Annotated in this window: 12 protein-coding genes; 8 read left to right on the forward strand and 4 right to left on the reverse strand. The window is 54.3% G+C overall.

Annotated features, from left to right (window positions below; genetic code table 11):
- The first annotated feature begins 24 nt into the window (after nucleotides 1-24).
- The 8 genes from Poly59_RS15705 to Poly59_RS15740 all read left to right on the forward strand — a co-directional run bounded on the left by Poly59_RS15705 (nucleotide 25) and on the right by Poly59_RS15740 (nucleotide 15,273).
- On the forward strand, nucleotides 25-3,423 hold the full coding sequence (locus Poly59_RS15705) for a glycoside hydrolase family 78 protein (RefSeq protein WP_146535026.1): 3,399 nt from the start codon (nucleotides 25-27) through the stop codon (nucleotides 3,421-3,423).
- 72 nt (nucleotides 3,424-3,495) lie between these two features.
- Nucleotides 3,496-5,457 (forward strand): sulfatase, encoded by a 1,962-nt coding sequence (locus tag Poly59_RS15710; RefSeq protein WP_146535027.1) that lies wholly within the window; start codon nucleotides 3,496-3,498, stop codon nucleotides 5,455-5,457.
- A gap of 17 nt (nucleotides 5,458-5,474) precedes the next feature.
- Nucleotides 5,475-6,878 carry a sulfatase family protein gene (locus Poly59_RS15715; RefSeq protein ID WP_146535332.1) on the forward strand — a complete coding sequence of 468 codons (1,404 nt, stop codon included), beginning with the start codon at nucleotides 5,475-5,477 and terminating at the stop codon, nucleotides 6,876-6,878.
- 50 nt (nucleotides 6,879-6,928) lie between these two features.
- Entirely contained in the window at nucleotides 6,929-8,317 is a 1,389-nt protein-coding gene (locus Poly59_RS15720) for a sulfatase family protein (RefSeq protein WP_246151730.1), read from the forward strand.
- A 1-nt stretch (nucleotide 8,318) separates the two neighbouring features.
- The gene (locus tag Poly59_RS15725; RefSeq protein WP_146535029.1) at nucleotides 8,319-10,268 is read left to right on the forward strand and encodes a sulfatase-like hydrolase/transferase; all 1,950 of its coding nucleotides are present in this window, start codon (nucleotides 8,319-8,321) and stop codon (nucleotides 10,266-10,268) included.
- An 82-nt stretch (nucleotides 10,269-10,350) separates the two neighbouring features.
- The gene (locus Poly59_RS15730) at nucleotides 10,351-11,994 is read left to right on the forward strand and encodes an arylsulfatase (RefSeq protein WP_146535030.1); all 1,644 of its coding nucleotides are present in this window, start codon (nucleotides 10,351-10,353) and stop codon (nucleotides 11,992-11,994) included.
- A 61-nt stretch (nucleotides 11,995-12,055) separates the two neighbouring features.
- Nucleotides 12,056-13,429: an outer membrane protein assembly factor BamB family protein gene (locus tag Poly59_RS15735; RefSeq protein WP_146535031.1), complete on the forward strand. Its 1,374-nt coding sequence runs from the start codon at nucleotides 12,056-12,058 to the stop codon at nucleotides 13,427-13,429.
- Between the two features lie 80 nt (nucleotides 13,430-13,509).
- Nucleotides 13,510-15,273 (forward strand): hypothetical protein, encoded by a 1,764-nt coding sequence (locus Poly59_RS15740; RefSeq protein WP_186776292.1) that lies wholly within the window; start codon nucleotides 13,510-13,512, stop codon nucleotides 15,271-15,273.
- Nucleotides 15,274-15,500: 227 nt separating this feature from the next.
- Here the strand turns inward: Poly59_RS15740 and Poly59_RS15745 are convergent, their stop codons facing one another.
- The 4 genes from Poly59_RS15745 to Poly59_RS15760 all read right to left on the reverse strand — a co-directional run bounded on the left by Poly59_RS15745 (nucleotide 15,501) and on the right by Poly59_RS15760 (nucleotide 19,611).
- The gene (locus tag Poly59_RS15745) at nucleotides 15,501-16,043 is read right to left on the reverse strand and encodes a response regulator (RefSeq protein WP_146535033.1); all 543 of its coding nucleotides are present in this window, start codon (nucleotides 16,041-16,043) and stop codon (nucleotides 15,501-15,503) included.
- 17 nt (nucleotides 16,044-16,060) lie between these two features.
- A complete protein-coding gene (locus Poly59_RS15750) occupies nucleotides 16,061-16,447 on the reverse strand; it encodes a response regulator (protein ID WP_146535034.1) in 387 nt (128 codons plus the stop codon).
- On the reverse strand, nucleotides 16,437-18,074 hold the full coding sequence (locus Poly59_RS15755) for an ATP-binding response regulator (protein WP_146535035.1): 1,638 nt from the start codon (nucleotides 18,072-18,074) through the stop codon (nucleotides 16,437-16,439). Before Poly59_RS15755 ends, Poly59_RS15750 begins: the two co-directional genes overlap by 11 nt.
- A 421-nt stretch (nucleotides 18,075-18,495) precedes the next feature.
- Nucleotides 18,496-19,611 carry a cis-3-hydroxy-L-proline dehydratase gene (locus Poly59_RS15760; protein ID WP_146535036.1) on the reverse strand — a complete coding sequence of 372 codons (1,116 nt, stop codon included), beginning with the start codon at nucleotides 19,609-19,611 and terminating at the stop codon, nucleotides 18,496-18,498.
- Between the last annotated feature and the right edge of the window lie 484 nt (nucleotides 19,612-20,095).

Consider the following 20,095-nt stretch of genomic DNA (forward strand, 5'->3'; position numbering starts at 1 on the left):
AAAAACCACCCTCAACTTCTCACCATGACAAAACTGAATTTCTTCGCCACTTTGTTCCTCGGCATTTTCGTAGCCTGCACAACGACTGCGGTCATTGCACTTGAACCAGTGCATTTGCGATGTGAATACATTGACAACCCACATGGGATCGATACAGTCCATCCGCGCCTAAGTTGGAAGGTGTCGTCGGACGAGCGGGGCGACTCACAGGTTGCGTACCAGATATTGGTTGCGTCATCGGCGGCAAGTCTGGCAAACGGTGAAGGAGATCTTTGGGATTCTGGAAAAGTTAATTCCGATCAGACTCTGTTCGTTCAGTACCAAGGAAAGCCGCTGAGGAGCGGCCAGCAGTGCTTTTGGCAAGTGAAGGTTTGGAACACGGAATCCGATGATCCAGTCGCCAGCGAAGCTGCATCTTGGTCGATGGGATTGTTGAACGAGACCGACTGGACAGCGAGGTACATCAGTTACCACGACGAAACGCCGGTCTATCGCGATACCACAACGCTGCAACTGCCGGCGGCGCGTCAGTACCGCAAAGAGTTTCGCGTGGAAAAGGAAATCAAGCGGGCGACTGTCTACGCCACAGCGCTGGGGATCTACGAATTGCACATCAACGGTAGCACCGTCGGTGACGCCTACTTTGCACCGGGTTGGACGGACTATCGCCAACGCGCGTACTACAACACTTACGACGTGACCGAGATGATGCGGTCAGGTGAGAACGCAATCGGGGCGTGGGTTGCCGATGGTTGGTACAGCGGCTATGTCGGGTTCGGTTTGCTGACCGGAATGAGCACCGAAAAAACTGGCCGGGCGGCTTACGGAAAAACGCCGGCGCTGATGGCGCAGTTGGAAGTCGAATACTCCGACGGTTCCAAACAAATCGTCGGCACCGACAAGAGCTGGAAAGTAACGGGCAACGGGCCGATCCAAGAAGCCGATTTGTTGATGGGTGAAGCTTACGATGCCCGCAACGAGATGCCGGGTTGGTCGCAGCATGGTTTCGATGACGCGGCTTGGGACAGTGCGGTCTTTGCCGAAGACAATGGCAACCCGGTCGCCGATTTTTATCAGTTTCGCAACCCCGACGGTGAGCGAAAGAATGTCGCGATTGTCGGTGAAGAATACGAACTCGGTTTCAAGCGTCCGAAACTGGAAGCCTTTCCGGGACTGCCCGTTCGAATCACTCAGGAGATGCCGGCTAAGTCCGTTACCGAGCGAGAACCTGGCACGTACATCTTCAACCTCGGACAAAACTTTGCCGGGAACATTCGTTTGAAAGTCACGGGACCGGCCGGGCAGCAAATCAGAATCCGTTATGCAGAAATGCTGCATCCCGACGGGCGAATGATGACCGAGAATCTCCGTAAAGCACGCGCTACCGATTTCTATACTTGTAAAGGTGATCCGGCCGGCGAGGTCTACCAGCCTCGATTTACTTTCCACGGTTTCCAGTTCGTCGAGCTGTCGAACTTTCCGGGAACACCGACGCTCGACACGGTGACCGGTTTGGTCATGCATAGTGACACGCCGATGACTAGCACGTTCCAGTGCAGCGACCCGATGGTCAACCAACTTTTTAAGAATGTCGTCTGGACCCAGCGGGCCAACTTCCTGGACTTGCCGACCGATTGTCCACAGCGTGATGAACGTATGGGATGGACTGGCGATGCGCAGGCTTACGTGGCAACGGCTGCCTACAACGCGGACATCGGTGCGTTCTACACAAAGTGGTTGCGCGAATTGATGGAGTCACAGCGACCAAGCGGCGCGTTCCCAGGCTACGCGCCGTACCCGTTTCAGCACGGTTGGGATTTTGGCACCGCCTGGGCCGATGCGGGCGTGATTTGTCCTTGGACGATCTGGCAGTTCTACGGTGACACTCAAGTCATCGACGACTGCTGGGAACCGATGACTCGATTCATGGGCTGGCGAAAACGAACCAGCGTGGATGACCTTGGCGTTACTCACGGCAACGCTTGGGGCGATTGGTTAGCACAAGGAGCCGAGACGCCGCTCGACTATATCGACAGCGTTTACTTTGCGATCTCGGCCAAGATGATGGCTGAAATGGCGGAGGCGACTGGCCGAGTCGCGGAAGCCGATCAGTATCGGAAGCAGTTCGAAGCGACTCGCGCTGCGTTTCAAATGAAGTACGTTAGCGTCGATGGTAGTGTGAACATCAAAACGCAAACCGCGCAAGCCTTGGCGTTATTCGCTGACCTGGTTCCGGCGGACCAGCGCGAAAACACGGGACGTCACCTGGCATCGATGCTGGCCGACAATGGCAATCATATGGCGACGGGGTTCTTAGGAACACGGCCTCTGTTGCCTGTGCTGTCGGCATCCGGGCAACACGACTTAGCGGTCTTCTTGATCCAGTCTCGCGAGTTTCCGTCGTGGGGATACGAGATCGCGAACGGCGCGACCACGATTTGGGAACGCTGGGACAGCTATACCAAAGAAGACGCCTTCGGACGGCACAATGCGGCAATGAACTCATTCTCGCACTACGCTTTCGGTGCCGTTTGCGAATGGATGTTCGCGACGCTTGCGGGGATCCAGTCCGACGGCCCAGGCTTTAAGAAGATCATCATTCGCCCAAGTCCGCCGTCGCCCGAAAGCAACGCGATGCACGACTCCATCGACTGGGTGAAAGCATCTTATGACTCGATTCGCGGAACGATCCGCAGCGACTGGAAAATCGAACAAGGCAAGTTTTACCTGCGAGTTTCGATTCCGGCAAACTCGACGGCGACGGTCTACTTGCCGACCAGTAAAGCTTCGAGCATTACCGAAAACGGAAAGGCGTTGGCCGGACATGCCAATGTCAAGTTGGTAAGTCAGCAGTTGGATGTGGCGGTATTGTCCGTCGAATCCGGCGACTATCAGTTCGCAGCCGACAGTGGAGTCATGCCTGCGGATGTGCCGTTGAAGACTTCGAAGCCAATGGACATGTCGATCAATCCTGATCAGATCGACCTAGCCGGGGCCACCAAGCTTGCGACCTGGGACTTCTCGAATGCGACCGACGTTGCGAAGTGGAAGGACCAGAAGAGTGTGGAAATCCGCAGTCGCGGCGGCAAGGTGTTCGTGGCTGCAACGGGCGATGACTCGCAGATGTCAGTGCGTTTGGATCGTCCCGCGGCTGGCAAACTTGCGATCGTGTTGCGGGCGATGCCGGCTAGCGGCGCGACAAGTCAATTCTTTTGGTCGTCACCCGGTCGAGGATTCAATGGACAGCAGCAATCGAAACGGCGGCTCGCGAAATCCGATCAAATCAACGAGTACGTATTCAAGATCCAAGGCAACGATCCAATTCAAGGCATTCGATTTGATCCGTTTGCAACTTACGATCAACATGCCGACGCTGGTGAAATGGAGATCGAGTCGATTTCCGTCTATCAATTAGCGGATTGATCTGAGAACGGCAGACGGCAGTCTCATTGACTCGCGGTCCAACTGCCTCGCCCCACCTACCGAGTGAATTTCATGCGATTGAACCAAACGTTTCTGTATTTGTTGATGGGTGGTTTGTTTGTGAGCGGTTTGCTCGGGCAAGGGCTCGCGGCGGCCGAGGAGAACCTGCGACAACCTAATGTTGTGTTCATCCTGGCGGATGATCTTGGTTGGTCTGACACGACACTGTTTGGCACGACGAAGTTCTACAAGACGCCGAATGTCGAGCGTCTGGCAAAGCGAGGCATGACGTTCACGCGTGCGTATTCGTCCAGCCCACTTTGTTCTCCGACACGTGCAAGTGTGCTAACGGGACTGAGTCCGGCGCGGCATGGAATCACGTCGCCAACATGTCACTTGCCCAAGGTGGTGCTGGAGCCGGTTGTCAGTCGCTCGGCGGCCCCGAATCAGAAGGCAACCATTCCGGAATCGGTAACGCGATTGGACACCGACTACTACACGTTGGCCGAAATGTTCAAGGACAACGGATACGCAACCGGTCACTTTGGGAAATGGCACCTGGGGCCCGAACCTTACTCGCCGCTGCAGCATGGCTTCGATGTGGACGTGCCACACTTTGCAGGTCCGGGACCTGCCGGAAGCTACGTCGCGCCTTGGAAGTTCAAAGACTTTGACCATGATCCAAACATTCCCGATGAACACATCGAGGATCGGATGGCGAAGGAAGCGACGCGGTTCATGGAGCAACGCGCCGACGCGCCGTTCTTTCTGAATTACTGGATGTTCAGCGTTCATGCACCGTTTGATGCCAAACAGAATTTGATCGACCAGTATCGCAAAGTCGTCGATCCAAGTGATCCACAGCGCAGCCCGACGTACGCAGCGATGATCGAAAGCATGGACGATGCGATTGGAACGTTGTTGGACACAATCGATCGGCTAGGCATCGCGGACAACACGATCATTGTGTTTGCGTCGGACAATGGCGGCAACATGTACAACGAAGTCGACGGGACCACCGCAACCAGTAACGCACCGCTGAAGGGCGGCAAGGCGACGATGTATGAAGGCGGCGTGCGTGGTCCGGCGATCGTGATTCAGCCAGGTGTCGTGAAGCCTGAGACGCATAGCGACGCGATCATCCAGAGCATCGACTTTTATCCGACTCTGCTCGAGATGCTCGCGATCGCTCCGCAGCCAGAACAATCATTCGACGGCATCAGCCTCGTTCCAGCACTGCAGGGCGGCAAGCTATCACGCGAAGCGATCTTCACGTTCTTTCCTCACTCCCCTGGCATTCCAGACTGGCTACCGCCCGCGGTCAGTGCTCATCAAGGCGATTGGAAATTGATTCGGATCTTTCACGGTGGTCAGGACGGCGCTCATCGTCACAAGCTCTTCAATCTTCACGACGATATTGGTGAACGCAATGATCTTGCTGAAAAGTACCCTGATCGAGTTCAGCAAATGGACGCTTTGATCCAGCAACACTTGGAAGACGCAAACGCTGTCTGTCCGCTGGCGAACCCCAATTTTGATCCTGCAAAGTACGACATCACCCAAGAAGGTAAAGCGTCGCTGAAGGGTGGCGCCAAAGAAGCAAAGACGCCGCATGCGCGACCGGCCGGAAAACCAGTTGCGGGTTGGCAACCGAGCGGTACTTGTAAGCTTTCGCTCGTTGCAGGCGGTCTGCAAGTTCAAAGCGATGGTAACGATCCCCACTTCAGCTATCAGCTTTCGGAACCAGTCGTGGGTGCGAAATTGTGGTTGAAGATTCGGATGAAGTCCGACTCGGCTGGACAAGGTCAGGTGTTTTGGAAAAGTAATGACGCTCCCTATGCCGCCGAGCGTAGCACGTTCTTTGATGTCTACCATGATGGCAAATTACACGACTATGAAGTTCAAATCTCGCCCACTGGATCGACTCAGGGAATCCGTTTGGATCCGTCGCGAAGTCGTGGCACGATCGAGATTTTGCAAATGCAGCTGACCACCGAGAACGACGAACTCGTCAAGCAGTGGAGCTTCAATTGATTCGGTTGCTTTGGCAGATGTCGACGTTGTTGTTGATTGCCGCACCGGTGTTTGGTGGCGATCGCAGGCCGAATGTGATCGTGATTTTCACGGACGATCACGGCTATGCGGACTTGGGATGTCAAGAAGTCTTTGAAGACGTCAAGACGCCGCACTTGGATGCGTTGGCCAGCGGCGGCGCAAGGATGACGGATGGTTATTGCACCGCGCCTCAGTGCGTGCCTTCGCGCGGCGGTTTAATCAGCGGCCAGTATCAAACCAAGTGGGGTTTGGAATCGAACCCGCAATTTCAAGACCGCAGCGTCATGGAACGGTTTGCCGAATTGAAGACCATTCCCGAGCGTCTTCAGGGTGCGGGTTACAAAACCGGGATGGCCGGCAAATGGCATTTGGGGCCAAACACGGCTGGCGCGATCGCCAAGCACGGCTTTGACAAAGTGTTTTTTAAACACAGCAATGCTGATGGGCACTGGAACATGAATCTGCGCGGTGAAGATGTTCCGCCCCAAGTTCAAAAGGGGGGTGGATATCATCTTGATCTTGTTTCCTCGTTTGCGTGCTCGTTCATTGAGCGATTCCAAGACGAGCCGTTCTTTTTATTTCTCGCCTATCGAGCACCGCATGTTCCGCTGGATGCTCCGCAGCGTTACTTGAACCGGTTTCCTGGTGAAATGCCACAGCGGCGACGGCAAGCGCTTGCGATGTTATCGGCAGTTGACGACGGAGTTGGCAGCATCGTGGCAAAACTTGCCGAGCATGATTTGGATCAGGACACGTTGATCTTTGTGATCGGTGACAATGGTGCGCCGCTGAAAATGCACAAGCTCGACGCGCCCGGTGGTGGGCCGGGCTGGGATGGATCACTTAACGATCCCATGAACGGCGAAAAAGGATTGCTTACCGAGGGCGGGATTCGCGTGCCCTTTGTCGTTCATTGGAACGGAACGATTCCGGCTGGACAAGTTTACTCGCATCCTGTTACGTCGCTGGACGTCGGCGCAACGGCGTGTGCATTGGCCGGTTTGCCGGACGATCCGGAGCTCGACGGTGTTAGTTTATTGCCTTATCTGTCGGGGCAAACCGACGGCATTCCACACGGCACTCTTTATTGGCGCTGGCTAGGCCAGTCAGCGATTCGCAAAGGGAAGTGGAAGTACCTGCGAAGCGACCAACGCGAGTTCCTGTTCGATTTGGAAAATGATGTCGAGGAAACCAACAATCTGATCGAGGACCGTCCTGACGTTGCTCGGTCGTTGGTGAAGGAGCTGACAACGTGGGCTGCGACCCAATCACCACCGGGAATCGGGGCGATGAAGTCTGAGGCGATGAGTCGTCAGGCGAGTACGTTTCTGGACTGGTACATGGAAGACAAACAGACGATCACAGACGTCGAAGTTCATACAAAGGTCGAAGTAGAGTGATGCAGAGATTTTGTAACTGGGGAATTTGTCAACTGAGCCTTTTGTGCGTGATGATGTCTGCTGCGACAGGATTTGCTGCCGATCGTCCCAACGTTCTATTCGTACTGACGGAAGACCAGGGCGCTCACTTGAGTCTGCTGGACACGCCAGGCTTGAAGACGCCCAACATCGATTCGCTGGCCAAATCCGGCGTCTACTTTTCCAATGCGTTTGTCGTCTACCCGGTATGTTCGGCGTCAAAGTCCGCGATCTATACCGGACTGCACAACCACACCAACGGTATCCTGAACAACACTCACAATTTTCATGTGCCGGCTAACAAAGTGACTGCGGCTCAACGTGGGCTGAAGCTTGCCCAGATCAATCGTGTTCGCGATCAGTATCAAACGTTGACCGAGATTCTCAATCAGGCCGGGTACTATCAGGGCGTGACACACAAGCTGCATGTGCTGCCAAACGAGAAGTTCCCGTATGACGAATTCCTTCACGGCAGTCGCAAGGAAATCCAAGACTTCATTAGCCATGCCGCTGAGCAACAGCAACCTTGGTTCTTGATGGTCAACATTCCGAATTCGCATCGTCCGTACCCGAACAGTGACAAGAACCCAATCCGAGTCGATCCGGCGATGGTAAAGCTGCCGGCCTATTTGCCGGATTCACCGGAAGTACGAAAGGATTGGGCCGAATACCTGGCAGGCGTCGAACAGGCTGACGCGTTGACGGGACAAGCGATCGAAGTGCTCGAACAATCGGGGCAGCGTGACAACACCATTGTGATTTTCATGAGCGACCATGGGCCGACGTTCCAGCACGGCAAGATGACGCTTTATGACCTCGGTTTGCGAGTCCCTTTGATCATCAGCGGTCATGGCGTATCACAAACCGGAACGAGTGAAGAACTCGTTAGCGAACTCGATCTGCTGCCAACTCTTTTGCAGTTGTGCGACGTTGATCACGAGTTCGATTACGCGTTGCACGGTAAATCGGTAGCCCCGCTGCTGACCGGCGAATCGAAACTGCCGAATTCCGAACATGTGTTTGCTGAGATTTCAAATCGCGGGCCGCTACCGAATGACGGAATGCAGGAACGCAGCGTCTTTGACGGACGTTGGAAGCTGATTTATCGCGAGAAGGTTGATACGGCATGGCGACAGGTCAATGCTGACTCACGTGAGTTCAAGATTTGGGGCAACCGAACTTACGCCGAAACAATTCGCTTAAAGGATGAGTTCCCGAGGCAATATCAGATCTTGGCTGAAATGGATCCTCAGAATCTCGGCGCCGTCGTGCCAAAGCTTGAATTGTACGACTTGCAGTCCGATCCTGACGAAATGACGAACTTGGCGAATGACGCTGAACACCAGGACCAGCAGGGTCGTCTGATGACAGTGCTGCGGGATTGGGTACAACGAACCAACGATCCTGCGGTGAGTCCTTAACTTGAAAATCAACCTGTTTTGTTTCAGCATCGTATTATCGCTCTTGGTCTGTTTGGGGGCGTTGCAGTCGGTTGCAGCGGAGCGGCCGAATATCGTTTTGATTGTCGCTGACGACGTCGGGTATTCGGATATCGGCTGCTATGGCGGCGAGATCGAGACGCCGAACTTAGATCGTCTGGCTGCCGAAGGCATTCGATTCAGTGAGTTCCACGTCAATCCGATGTGCGTTGTCACTCGGACTAGTCTGCTGAGCGGCCACACCCACTCGCAATCCGACAACTATCGTCGATCGCTCCCGTTTCCTCGATTGATTCGCGAAGCAGGTTACGCCACCTCGATCTCGGGCAAGTGGCATCAGCCGGGCAATCCGCTCGATTCGGGATTTGATTCGTTTTATGGTTTTCTCAATGGAGCGATCGACAGCTGGACTGGTTTTGAGGGTCGCAAACCGGCCATCCAAACGGGCCGTCAACCACCGCAGCCTGTTCCGCCGGGCTGGTACAGTTCGGATGCGTTCACTGATGACGCGATCGAGCAAATCGCTGCTGCGAAAAACGAAGGAAAACCGTTTTTTACCTACCTAGCTTTCAACGCGCCGCACAGTCCGCTGCATGCGCCGCGCGAAAACGTTGAAAAGTACTACGGACGCTATATGGCCGGCTGGGAATCTTTGCGGAACGAGCGTTTCAAACGTATGAAAGCGATGGGCTTGATCGATGATCGATACGTCATGTCGCAGCCGGATGCCGAAGTGCGTCGCTGGGACGAACTGCCAGCTTCGATCCAGCAGCAAGAGAGCCGTCGTATGGCAGCGTACGCGGGAATGCTTGATCGCCTCGACTGGAACGTGGGGCGATTGCTGACGTACCTGGATGAACAGCATCTTGCCGAAAATACCATCGTGATTTTCATGGCGGACAACGGCGGAGCGTACAGCAACGGTGATATCCGCACGTACGATCAACAGGTTCCTTGGCAAGCTGGTTCTAATCCGTTCGTTTCCAACGGTTGGGGATATCTGAAGAACACGCCGTTCCGATGGTACAAATCGTGTGCGCAAGAGGGCGGCGTTTCGGTGCCAATGATTGTGCGCTGGCCCAGCAAGTTGGCCGATCAAGCGGGCAGCCTTCGTGGTCAGCGTCTGCACGTCACGGATTTGTATCCAACGTTTCTTGAACTCGCAAACTCATCGTACCCGAACGGTGACGACGGTCGCTCGATTGAACCGCTCTATGGAAATTCGTTTTTGCCGTTGCTGAGTGATCCGTCGCTCGATCACTTGGCAATCCACGACGAGATTTTTTGGTGCTTCAATCAAACGGGCAAGGGACTAGTCAAGGGAGACTGGAAGATTTCAAGCATCAGCGACGGTCCTTGGCGTTTGTACAACGTCAAGGACGATCCGGCCGAATCAAATGACTTAGCGAGTGCGCAACCGGACGTCGTCACCCGAATGAGTAGCCATTGGTACAAATTTGCTGTGGATCGGACCGCGATGGACCAGTCGTGGCGTGCGCCGTTGAAACCGTATCAAGAAGGCTGGGGCTTCCATCGTATCCGTATGGTGATGCCAGGGTTCGTGCGTGCCGTGCCGGCGTCGTCGGCAATGAGTGTGGATGTGGACACTGACTTGACTTTCTATTTTTCGAAGCCTATTGGTTTTGCCAACTCGACCGGCAAAAGTATTCGGCTCTACGAAGCGAGTGACGTCGCCACTGTCGTCTGGCAGGCTGATCCAGAATCTGGACATCCAGCCGAAGGAACGATGCAGATCACGTTCAACGATCTGCCCAAACTGAAACCGGATACGACCTACTTTGCACTTGCCGACGCAGGATGGATTAAGATCGGTGGAAAACCTGTAGGCCCGCTGAACGACGGTGCTTATTGGTATCGATTCCGAACCGGATCGGACGAGCATGTACGCCGAGCTGACGACTCAAATCGTTGAAGCGGATCGTTGATCGTGCTATTTCGACGAAGCCATCGGTTGGCTGCGTTTGCAAAAGATCACACACTGGACGCATGAGCAAATGAGATCAAGCCACTCAAGAAATTCGATATCGATTTTGGTCCTGGCCGTTTCGATTGGCATGATGTTGGCCAGTCACGTGTCTGCTCAGCGGCCAAATTTTCTTGTCATCATCGCCGACGATTTAGGCTACTCAGACGTTGGTTGCTATGGCAGCGAAATTGCGACTCCGAACTTGGATGGTTTGGCGGCGGGCGGTTTGAAGTTCACACAGTTCTACAACACCGCACGATGCTGGCCGACACGTTCGGCTCTTTTGACGGGGTATTACCCGCAACAAATTCGCAGGGATGGGATGCCCGGTGCGCCGAGTGGTTTTGGTGGATCTGGGAAACGTCCTGCTTGGGCACAAACGATTGCCGATTATTTACGACCAGCCGGCTACCGCAGTTATCACTCGGGCAAGTGGCATGTCGACGGCAAACCAACCGACAACGGATTTGACCTTTCGGATGAAGCGACACGTAGCCATGGTTTCTTTGATTCGATCAAGCGAGAGGACCGTGATCCAGATTTTTATCGCACAACGGCGACCGCGGATCACGCGATTGAGTGCTTACAGCAACACGCGGCGGAGTTCGCTGACCAACCGTTCTTTCAATACGTCGCCTTTCATGCTCCCCATTTTCCGTTGCACGCACTGCCCGAAGACATCGAACGCTATCGCGATCGTTACGTCGACGGATGGGATGCGCTACGGGAAGAACGGCATAAGCGTCAGCAGGCTTTGGGGATTACCAGTGCCGAGCTTTCAAAGTTAGAAGAAGACGTCGGACCGCCATACGCGTTTCCTGACCAGATTGCGTTGCTTGGACCGGGCGAGATCAATCGGCCTTTGCCTTGGGGAAAACTGACTCAGCAGCAGCAGCGTTTTCAGGCGACGAAGATGGCGATCCATGCGGCGATGATTGACCGAATGGATCAGGAGATTGGGCGCATTGTTGAACAGCTTCGCTCGATGAGTGCCTTCGAGGACACGTTGATCTTGTTTCTGTCGGACAACGGCGCAAGTGCGGAGATGATGGTGCGTGGCGAGGGCCATGATCCATCGGCCGCGCCCGGATCGGCCGCGACGTACTTGTGTTTGGGACCAGGGTTTTCGAGCGCCGCGAACACACCGTTTCGCCGACACAAAACTTGGGTGCACGAAGGTGGGATCTCGACACCGCTGATCGCCCACTGGCCCAAGCGTATCAGTGCCCGAAACGAGCTGCGTTGGACGATCGGTCACGTGATCGACATCGCGCCAACGATCCTGGATTTTGCGGGTGTCGAGCCTGCCAGCAGCAGTGTGCCAGCGATGATCGGCAAGAGTTTGGCGCCAGTACTGTTGAAGGGCGATGTCGCGCTGAATGACGAAATCTGGTTCTACCACGAAGGCAATCGGGCTTTGCGGCAAGGCGATTGGAAGATCGTGCATGGCAATGTCGCACGCGATTTCCCGTGGGGGCGATCCAAGGCGGCGGCCAACGAAACGGACCAAGCGGAATGGTCACTCTATGATCTATCCACCGATCGCGCCGAACAGAACGATGTCGCCTCCGACCATCCCGAAATTGTCGCGGCGATGCAGTCGCGTTGGTTGGAACTGCGGGATCAGTTCCTGCGAGATTCGGCGAGTGCCCTCCTGCCGTCGACGGACTGAAACTCTAAGGTAATGGCACCGAAGTTTGTCATTTAGCCATTTGAAAAGGATAATTCAGCGAATGATGTTTTCCGCTGTTGGACAATTGAACCAGACACTCCGCTTTTGCATTGCCGTTCTGTTGGCAAGCTTACTGGCGATCGCGATGTCGATGCCGGGTTATGCCCAGCAACCTTGGACTCAGTTCCGCGGTCCAGACGGTTCTGGCATTAGCGAAAACTCGAACGTGGAATTGCAAATCGATCCGCTCAACGGAGCGGCCTGGCGAACCGAGACACTCGGTCATGGCTGGTCGTCACCCGTCACCGATGGAAATATCGTGTGGATGACGGCGGCGAAAGTGACTCTGGCAACCGCCGAACAAAAGAAGCAGGCGCTTGCCGATGTTCAGCTCGCTGACATGAAGGACGTTGCTGGTTCCGTTGAACTGTTGGCAATTGCGTTAGATGCTAAGACAGGAAAGACTTTGCACGTCATCGAGTTGGGCCAGGTCGCCGAACCAAAACCGATTCATCCGATGAACGGCTATGCTTCGCCCACACCGGCGATCGATGGTGACCGGGTAGTCGTGCATTTCGGTCAGTACGGCACTTGGTGTTTGGATTTGCAAAGCGGCGATGTCCTTTGGCAACGGACTTTTGTCGTCGACGATAGTGTCGGGCCTGGCAGCAGCCCGGTGATTCACCAAGGCAACGTGATTTTGACGTGCGACGGAATGGATAAGCAATTCGTTGTCGCGGTTTCCTTGGCAACCGGCGAAACCATTTGGAAAACCGACCGACCGACCATTGACGCGTCGAACGAAGAATATCGTAAATCTTACTCGACACCGTTGCTGATCCAGGTAGACGGAAAAACGCAGGCTGTGATTCCATGCGCCCAGTGGTGCGTCGCCTACGATCCACAAACTGGCCAAGAACTATGGCGGGTGGATCATGGCAACGGATTCAGCGTGACGCCGATGCCTTCGTTTGCGGGTGGGAAATTGATCTTCTCGACCGGATTCATGAAGGCAGAATTGATTGCCGTTGATCCGCACAGGCGCGGAGACGTGACCGGATCGCACGTGACTTGGCGAGCCAGCAAGGGTGGTTCGCGGATGTCGAGTATGGTGACCGACGAGTCGCGGATCTATTCGATTAGCGATGACGGAATCTTGACCGCATTACGACTCTCGGATGGACAGACACTCTACCGTGAACGTTTGGGTGGCAAATACTCAGCGTCGCCATTCCGTGTCCAAAATCGCATCGTGTTGGCGAACCATGATGGTGAGTTTACCGTTTTCCGCACTGGTGACAAATTCGAAGAACTAGCAAAGTACGAATTCGACGAACAGGTCATGGCAAGTCCTTGTGTGATCGACAATGGCTTGCTGATCCGCACGGCGTCGGCCGTTTATCGGTTCGAACCACACGCGCGAATCAATAAATAGCGAGTGAGGGAAACTCTGTGATCGTTGTCGTGTCGCTCTTGAAGAACTACTTACACTGAATGTTGAACCTCATTTCACCTATGAATTTACCGCAAGATCGATTTTGTTTTTTGCTCGGACTTTTTGCGGCGGTCTCGCTTCACTTTGCGATCGAAGCACCCGCACAGAACCCGGGCACACCTTGGCCGGCTACCGATGCGCTATCGCGATCGATGCCAGCATCTTCGGACGTTTCGCGAACGCGACCGGACCGGTTTGTCGGCATCTTCTATTTCCTGTGGCACGACCGAAACAGTTCGGTGCTTCCCAACGATCTGTCCAAGATTCTGCCGCAGGATCCGGACTTGTTACAGAAACCTAAGTCGCCACTGTGGGGACGTCGAGGTCCATACTACTGGGGACAACCGTTGTATGGTTACTACGACGCTCGGGATCCCTGGGTGTTGCGGCGGCATGCGAACCTGCTTGTCGACGCCGGTGTGGATACCGTGATTTTCGATGCGACGAATCGGCTGACCTACCCCGACGTTTACCTGAGTCTGTGTGAGGTGTGGTCGCGAATCCAACGGGAAGGCGGGCGGACACCGCGGATTTGCTTCATGGTGAACACAAAAGCGGGCGAGGCGGCGGATGAGATCTATCACGACTTGTACGAACCGGGCCGGTTCAGTGAGCTGTGGTTTCAGTGGCAAGGCAAACCGTTGTTGATTTGTGATCCGGCGAAAGCGAGCGAAGAAGTGAGCCAGTTCTTCACGCTCCGCAAAGCCCATTGGCCGTTCACGATGGAAGACACTCACAACGCGTGGCATTGGGAAGCGACTTACCCGCAGCCAATCAGCTACGACGATGACCCTGCCACGCCAGAACAGGTCAACGTGTCGGTCGCGCAAAATTTGCACGAGACCACGGGCAAGGTCGTCAACATGAGCGAGGGGACGGCGCGAGGGCGCAGTTTTCACGAAGGAAAGCAGAACATTACCGCGGACTCCGTGAACCACGGGAACAATTTTAACGAGCAATGGCAACGAGCTATCGAACTGGACCCGCCGTTTGTGATGATCACCGGTTGGAACGAATGGATCGCAGGCAAATTTAGTCGACCGGGCCTGCCGGTTGTCTTCGTCGATCAATTCGATCAGGAATTCAGCCGCGACATCGAACCCGTGCGCGGGTTGCACGGCGACAACTACTACTATCAGATGGTTTCCAACATTCGTCGGTACAAAGGCGCACCGCCCGTTCCCGCTGTGTCGGGCGTCAAGACAATCAAGCTTGATAGCGGGTATGACCAATGGAACCACGTCGAACCAGACTTCACCGATCATGCCTTCGACAACGACCATCGTGATTTCGGTCGCGGTGAGTTGCACTACACAAATACCAGCGGACGCAACGACATCACATTATGCAAAGTCGCTCGTGATGCGTCGAACGTCTACTTCTATGCCAAGACTCGGAATCCGCTGACGCCCCGCACCGATCCAAACTGGATGTGGTTGCTGATCGACGCTGACCAGGACGCAAAGACAGGTTGGGAAGGCTACGATTATGTCATCAACCGCAGCATCGATGGCAATCAAACGTGGCTTGAAAGGAACGTCGGCGGGTGGGCTTGGCAGCGAGTACAGCAAGTTGAGATCGCGGTCGCAGGCAACGAACTAATGTTGTCGGTTCCGCGTGACCTGTTGAGCTTGACGAACGCCGACTTCCCTCAGTTCGATTTCAAGTGGTGGGACAACTCGCGGAATCCGGGCGATATCATGGACGCCTATTTGCACGGCGACGTCGCACCAGACGCCCGCTTCAAATTTCGGTACTCGACTACAACAGGCGATTTGGAATAGCTGTCACCGGCCAAGAAGTGGGTGAAGACCTCGCTGAAACTGAAGTGGTCCTACCGCATTAACGGCGGGAGGTGAGCAATCGATTCCACTTGCTCTGGCGAGAGGCGAGTATCACCGTGTCTCTGATTTTGTTGACGTTCCTGACCGCCACGAATCATTAACTAGACCCATTGGATGAGACTCGCGTACGTCGTTCCGTTTAGCCTTTCCAATGTTGGAAAGGTGGATCAGGCGTTGTTTAGGTAATGATCGACGGCATCGGCGAGTGCATCGAGTGGGACTGGCTTGCGGAACACTTGATGGGCACCAAGTGAGTGCATTCGCAATTCGAGTCCGTGCTCGTTTAGCCCGGTCATGATCACGACTGGGATTCGAGATGTGTCGGGGTGTTGGCGAAGCTGCGCAAGAACTTCTTCGCCGGTCGTGTGCGGCATGTGCAAGTCCAACAGAATCATGACGGGGTTGAATTTGAATGCGAACTTGTAGCCTTCTTCGCCCTCATGCGCACGGACGACGTCATAGCCTCGCTGCTGGAGTTTCAGTTTCAGTCCGTGCAAGAACTCTGCGTCGTCATCAATGCACAAGACCCACGGGCGGTCTACTGGATACTCGGCTAGCCTGTGGGCGCCATGAGTATGCAATTGCTGTTCTTCACACTCGTCCAAGGCGATCAACGTAGCGATCGCCGACTCGGGCACCGTCGAGAAATCGGGCGAATCGAACTGGGGAGTGAACTTGTCGGAGTTGTCGTCAATCAGTAATAGGTTCATTGTTTGTCTGCCTTCGCTTAGATGTTGGCGGGTGATTGTGATGCGAGGCTGGACGCAATCGCAGATAGCATCGTTTGATTGATGTAGGGCTTGGTCAGAAAGAAGTGTGCCCCCGATTCTAGTGAAGTGTGTTTGTCGCCCGGACTGGCTGATGCGATCACCACGGGGATATCAGAGGTGCGTGGATCGGCTTTAAGTTTCGCCAAAGCTTTTAGCCCGTCCATCACTGGCATTCGAACATCCATCAGGATGGCGTCAGGTCGTAGGCTGACGGCTTTGTCGAACGCTTGGGCACCATTTGCTGCGATCGAAACCTCATAGCCATTGAAAGCGACGCGGAGTTGGGTTCCGTGCAGGATAGCTTCGTCGTCATCCACAACCAGAACATGCTTTTTAGCCGACACAAGATTCTCCTTGCACGATCACACTTGCATCACCGAACTGCGGCGTTCTCAAACTTGGGATTCTGGGTCCTTGATGTCTTAAATCTAGGCGTTGATGCATCATCGACATCGCTTCACGCAGATCAAATGATCCTTCGGAATGGAACCGAATGCATGGCATTGGCCCCTGCGGGCGGTTTCGATTGATTGATTCGATTTCTGAAGTAACGCGAGCGAGAAACTCCATCGATTCTGCGGGACTTGCTCTTAGGATCAATGTCCATTCAGACGGATTTGGATGCAGCAGCAAGTCAGGAGCGCGTACCAGGTAATTGAGCAGCAGTTTGATCTCTCGTTCGGTTTCGTCCGTTGCTTTTTCGTCAGCAGCCGAAATTAAAAAGATCGTGATTGGCCCGAACGCTTCGATAGCAAGAAGGCGTGCGAAGTATCGCTTGGCGACTTCGCCGGCGTCGTCGTAGGGAACGGTGAACGAGAACGTGCTTCCGGCGCCGACTTTACTGTCAAGTGAAAGGCATCCCAGGTTGAGGTCGACGAGTTCCTTTGCGATATTCAAACCTAGACCAACACCGTCAATGGACTGGTGCAAGCCCGTTTTGACTTGGCTGAATCGCTCGAAGATCCTCTTTTGCTGATCGGGTTCGATTCCTGGTCCGCAGTCCGTGACGGAAAATCGGCACTCGCGATTGGAATCACAGGTAGAGACTTCGATGGTGACTTCATCGCCGGTGGCCGAAAACTTGATCGCGTTGACAATCAAGTTGATCAAGGTTCGAGAGATCTTTTCGGCATCGCCGAACATGGTTTTTTGGGTCGGGTCTGGAATGTACTTTAGTTCGATTCCGCGAAGCGCCGCTCTTTGCCGAAGTCCTGCCAAAATCCGTTCAACGATTTCATTCGAGTCACAGCGATCTCGCTTGGCGGCCAATAGCCCTGATTCGTGCCGGCTGACGTCAAGCATGTCGTCAACCATATTATTGAGGTCGTCCACACGGTCTTCGATGACGCGAAGCATTCGGCATTGTTCCGGCGTGATTGGGCCGACCACTTCATCCGCAATAAGGTTAGCGTATTGCTTTACAACGCAAAGCGGAGTGCGGAATTCGTGTGAGACATTGTTAACGAATGATTGGGAAGAGTCGCACAACTTTTTGAGGTGAGCGTTTTTCTCGGCGAGCTCTTGGCCTTGTTGTTGGAGAGCCGATTTTTGACTTTGAACCGCTTCAACGAGTCTTTCGATTTCGTTGCGATGGAGTTGGCGTTGGATGCTTTGTTGCACACAGCGGTGAATGATCGGCAAATCCGCTTTGCACAGATAATTGTCCGCGCCCAGCGAAATCGCTTGAATGTACAAGTCTTCGGCGTCGCTGCCCGAAAGCGCAATGATGGCCGCTGAATGGCACTCTTTGCTGAGCCGAGTGATGGCGGACAATCCGAGCGAATCAGGGAGCCCGAGGTCGGTGATGATGACTTGAAATGGTTCGCGAGCGAACTGCTCAAGCCCTTCATTCAGCGTCATCGCATGGTGAACTTCGTAGTTCCCAGGCGATCGCGTGAGGGAGCGCCGTACGAGCATCGCGTCGCCGGCGTCATCTTCAATCGACAGGATTCGAGTTGGTTTGGTATTCATGGTTTGCCCCAGTTTGAGCGTGAACGCTCGTATCAAATCGCTTGCCCCAGCGCTTGATCATTCTTCGAAACCTAACCCGCAACTTCGATGGAGTACGGTTGAATACTATTCAAAACTTTGACTTATCCGATTGTTCCGGATCGGCATGTCGTCAATTCGGGTTGTCGGGCATACCGGTATAATCAGACGATTCGCTTGGAGCGATCGAAATAGCCGACCGTCGAGAACTGGTGGAAGCGATATTGACGAGCCAATTGCATCAAATCAGCTACTTACTTCTTTCACTGCTCAAAGCATTGAACACGCACGCACCCTACGTGACGCTTTGCCATTCGCCTATCAACGAAACTTATCGTCGACCTGTTTTGCGAGCCGGCTACGTTCACTCAGTGCTGATCGCGCTCCCGCTGCGAGTTGATCGTCAACTAGCCGATGCTGGAATTGAGCAAACTGCATCGCCAAGGACATCAAGTCGGGGTTGGATTCCCAATCCGGGTTCGCTCGATGCTGCCATTCGTCCATCGACTCGCTGTGGTGCGCCGTCCGCGATTGAGGTCGTCACGTAGCTGTTGAAGTCAGTCGAAGTAAATTGGTACTCCGGCGGAACACCTTGAGCAAGGTGCGCGATTGCTGCGGTCACAATGTCCCCGCCCCAACTGTCTTCCAACGTCATTGCGATGCCTAGCGAGACACACAAGTCGCGCGCCTGTTTGGCTCGAGTCAGACCGCCAAACTTACTGATCTTGATGTTCACAACGTCCATGGCTCCGTCCGCGGCACCCTTTAGGATTGCCGCCATCGAGTCGATCACTTCGTCCAAGACGAACGGCAGTGTCGTGTTGCGCCGGATACTCAGGCATTCTTCGTACGACATGCATGGTTGTTCGATGTAGACGTCCACATCCTTGACGGCATTGATCACCCGCATTGCTTCATGCATCAGCCATCCTGTGTTTGCGTCGGCAACCAACTTGTCGCCGGGTTCTAACACTTTTGCGGCAGCGTGAATCCGAGCAATGTCTTCGTCGGGATTCCCACCGACCTTCAATTGAAACCGTCGGTAGCCTTCGGCGCGATACTTGGCGACATTTTCCGCCATCTCTTCGGCTGGTCGCTGTGAAATGGCTCGGTACAGTGTTACGTCCGAACTGTAGCGACCGCCCATTAACTCACAAACTGGCAGCCCGGTCGTCTTGCCAAGGATGTCCCAACAAGCGATGTCGATTGCCGACTTCACGTACGGATGCCCTTTCAGTTGGCGATCCATTTTGTCGTTCAATACGAGCAATTGACGCGGATCGTCACCGATCAACGAGGGGGCAAGTTCTTCAATTCCCGTTCGCACGCCTCGAGCATAGGCAGGTAAGTAGACCGGTCCGAGCGGGCATACTTCGCCGTATCCGGTGACTCCAGCATCCGTCTGAATCTCGACGACCGTCGAGTCAAAAACGCCCACGCTCTTGCCTTCGGACCAACTGTACTTGCCCTCGTGTAGAGGCAAGTCAACTTGATAGACATTGATACGACTGATCTTCACGGATGGATTCCCTCGTCAAATTTCGCGAACAAATACGATCGAAGCCGAATGGCAGAGTCGTTTGAGCGAATATCTTACGCGACTTGAGCTTCCGCGAGGTGGTACCAAGCACATCTCGCCGTCGCGATTTGCCTCAAGACGACGAATTGCCACGTTTCGAGATCAGGTGACTGTCGTTTTACAATTTGTGAACGAATCGCCAAGCGTCGGGCTAGTTCGGCGGAGCATCAGCATGCTTCGGTAAGCTGGTTTGCGGGAGGTTCGTAGAACGCGAGGTCGCGGTGGTTGTGGGGCAACCCTTTTGTCAAATCGACTGGCAACAGGGGGTGAAGTTCGAGCAAACAGCGTTTGGTGCAAGATAGTTCGAGTATGCTCTAGCAACCGCAATGCCGAATGTCTCTTAGTTTTTCTGCGAACTCTCGTTTCATGCGTGTCAACGGCTCGCGTGTTTCGCAACATCCTTTCGTCGTAATCCGGAGAAGCC

This window comes from Rubripirellula reticaptiva (genome assembly GCF_007860175.1).
GTDB classification, from domain to species: domain Bacteria; phylum Planctomycetota; class Planctomycetia; order Pirellulales; family Pirellulaceae; genus Rubripirellula; species Rubripirellula reticaptiva.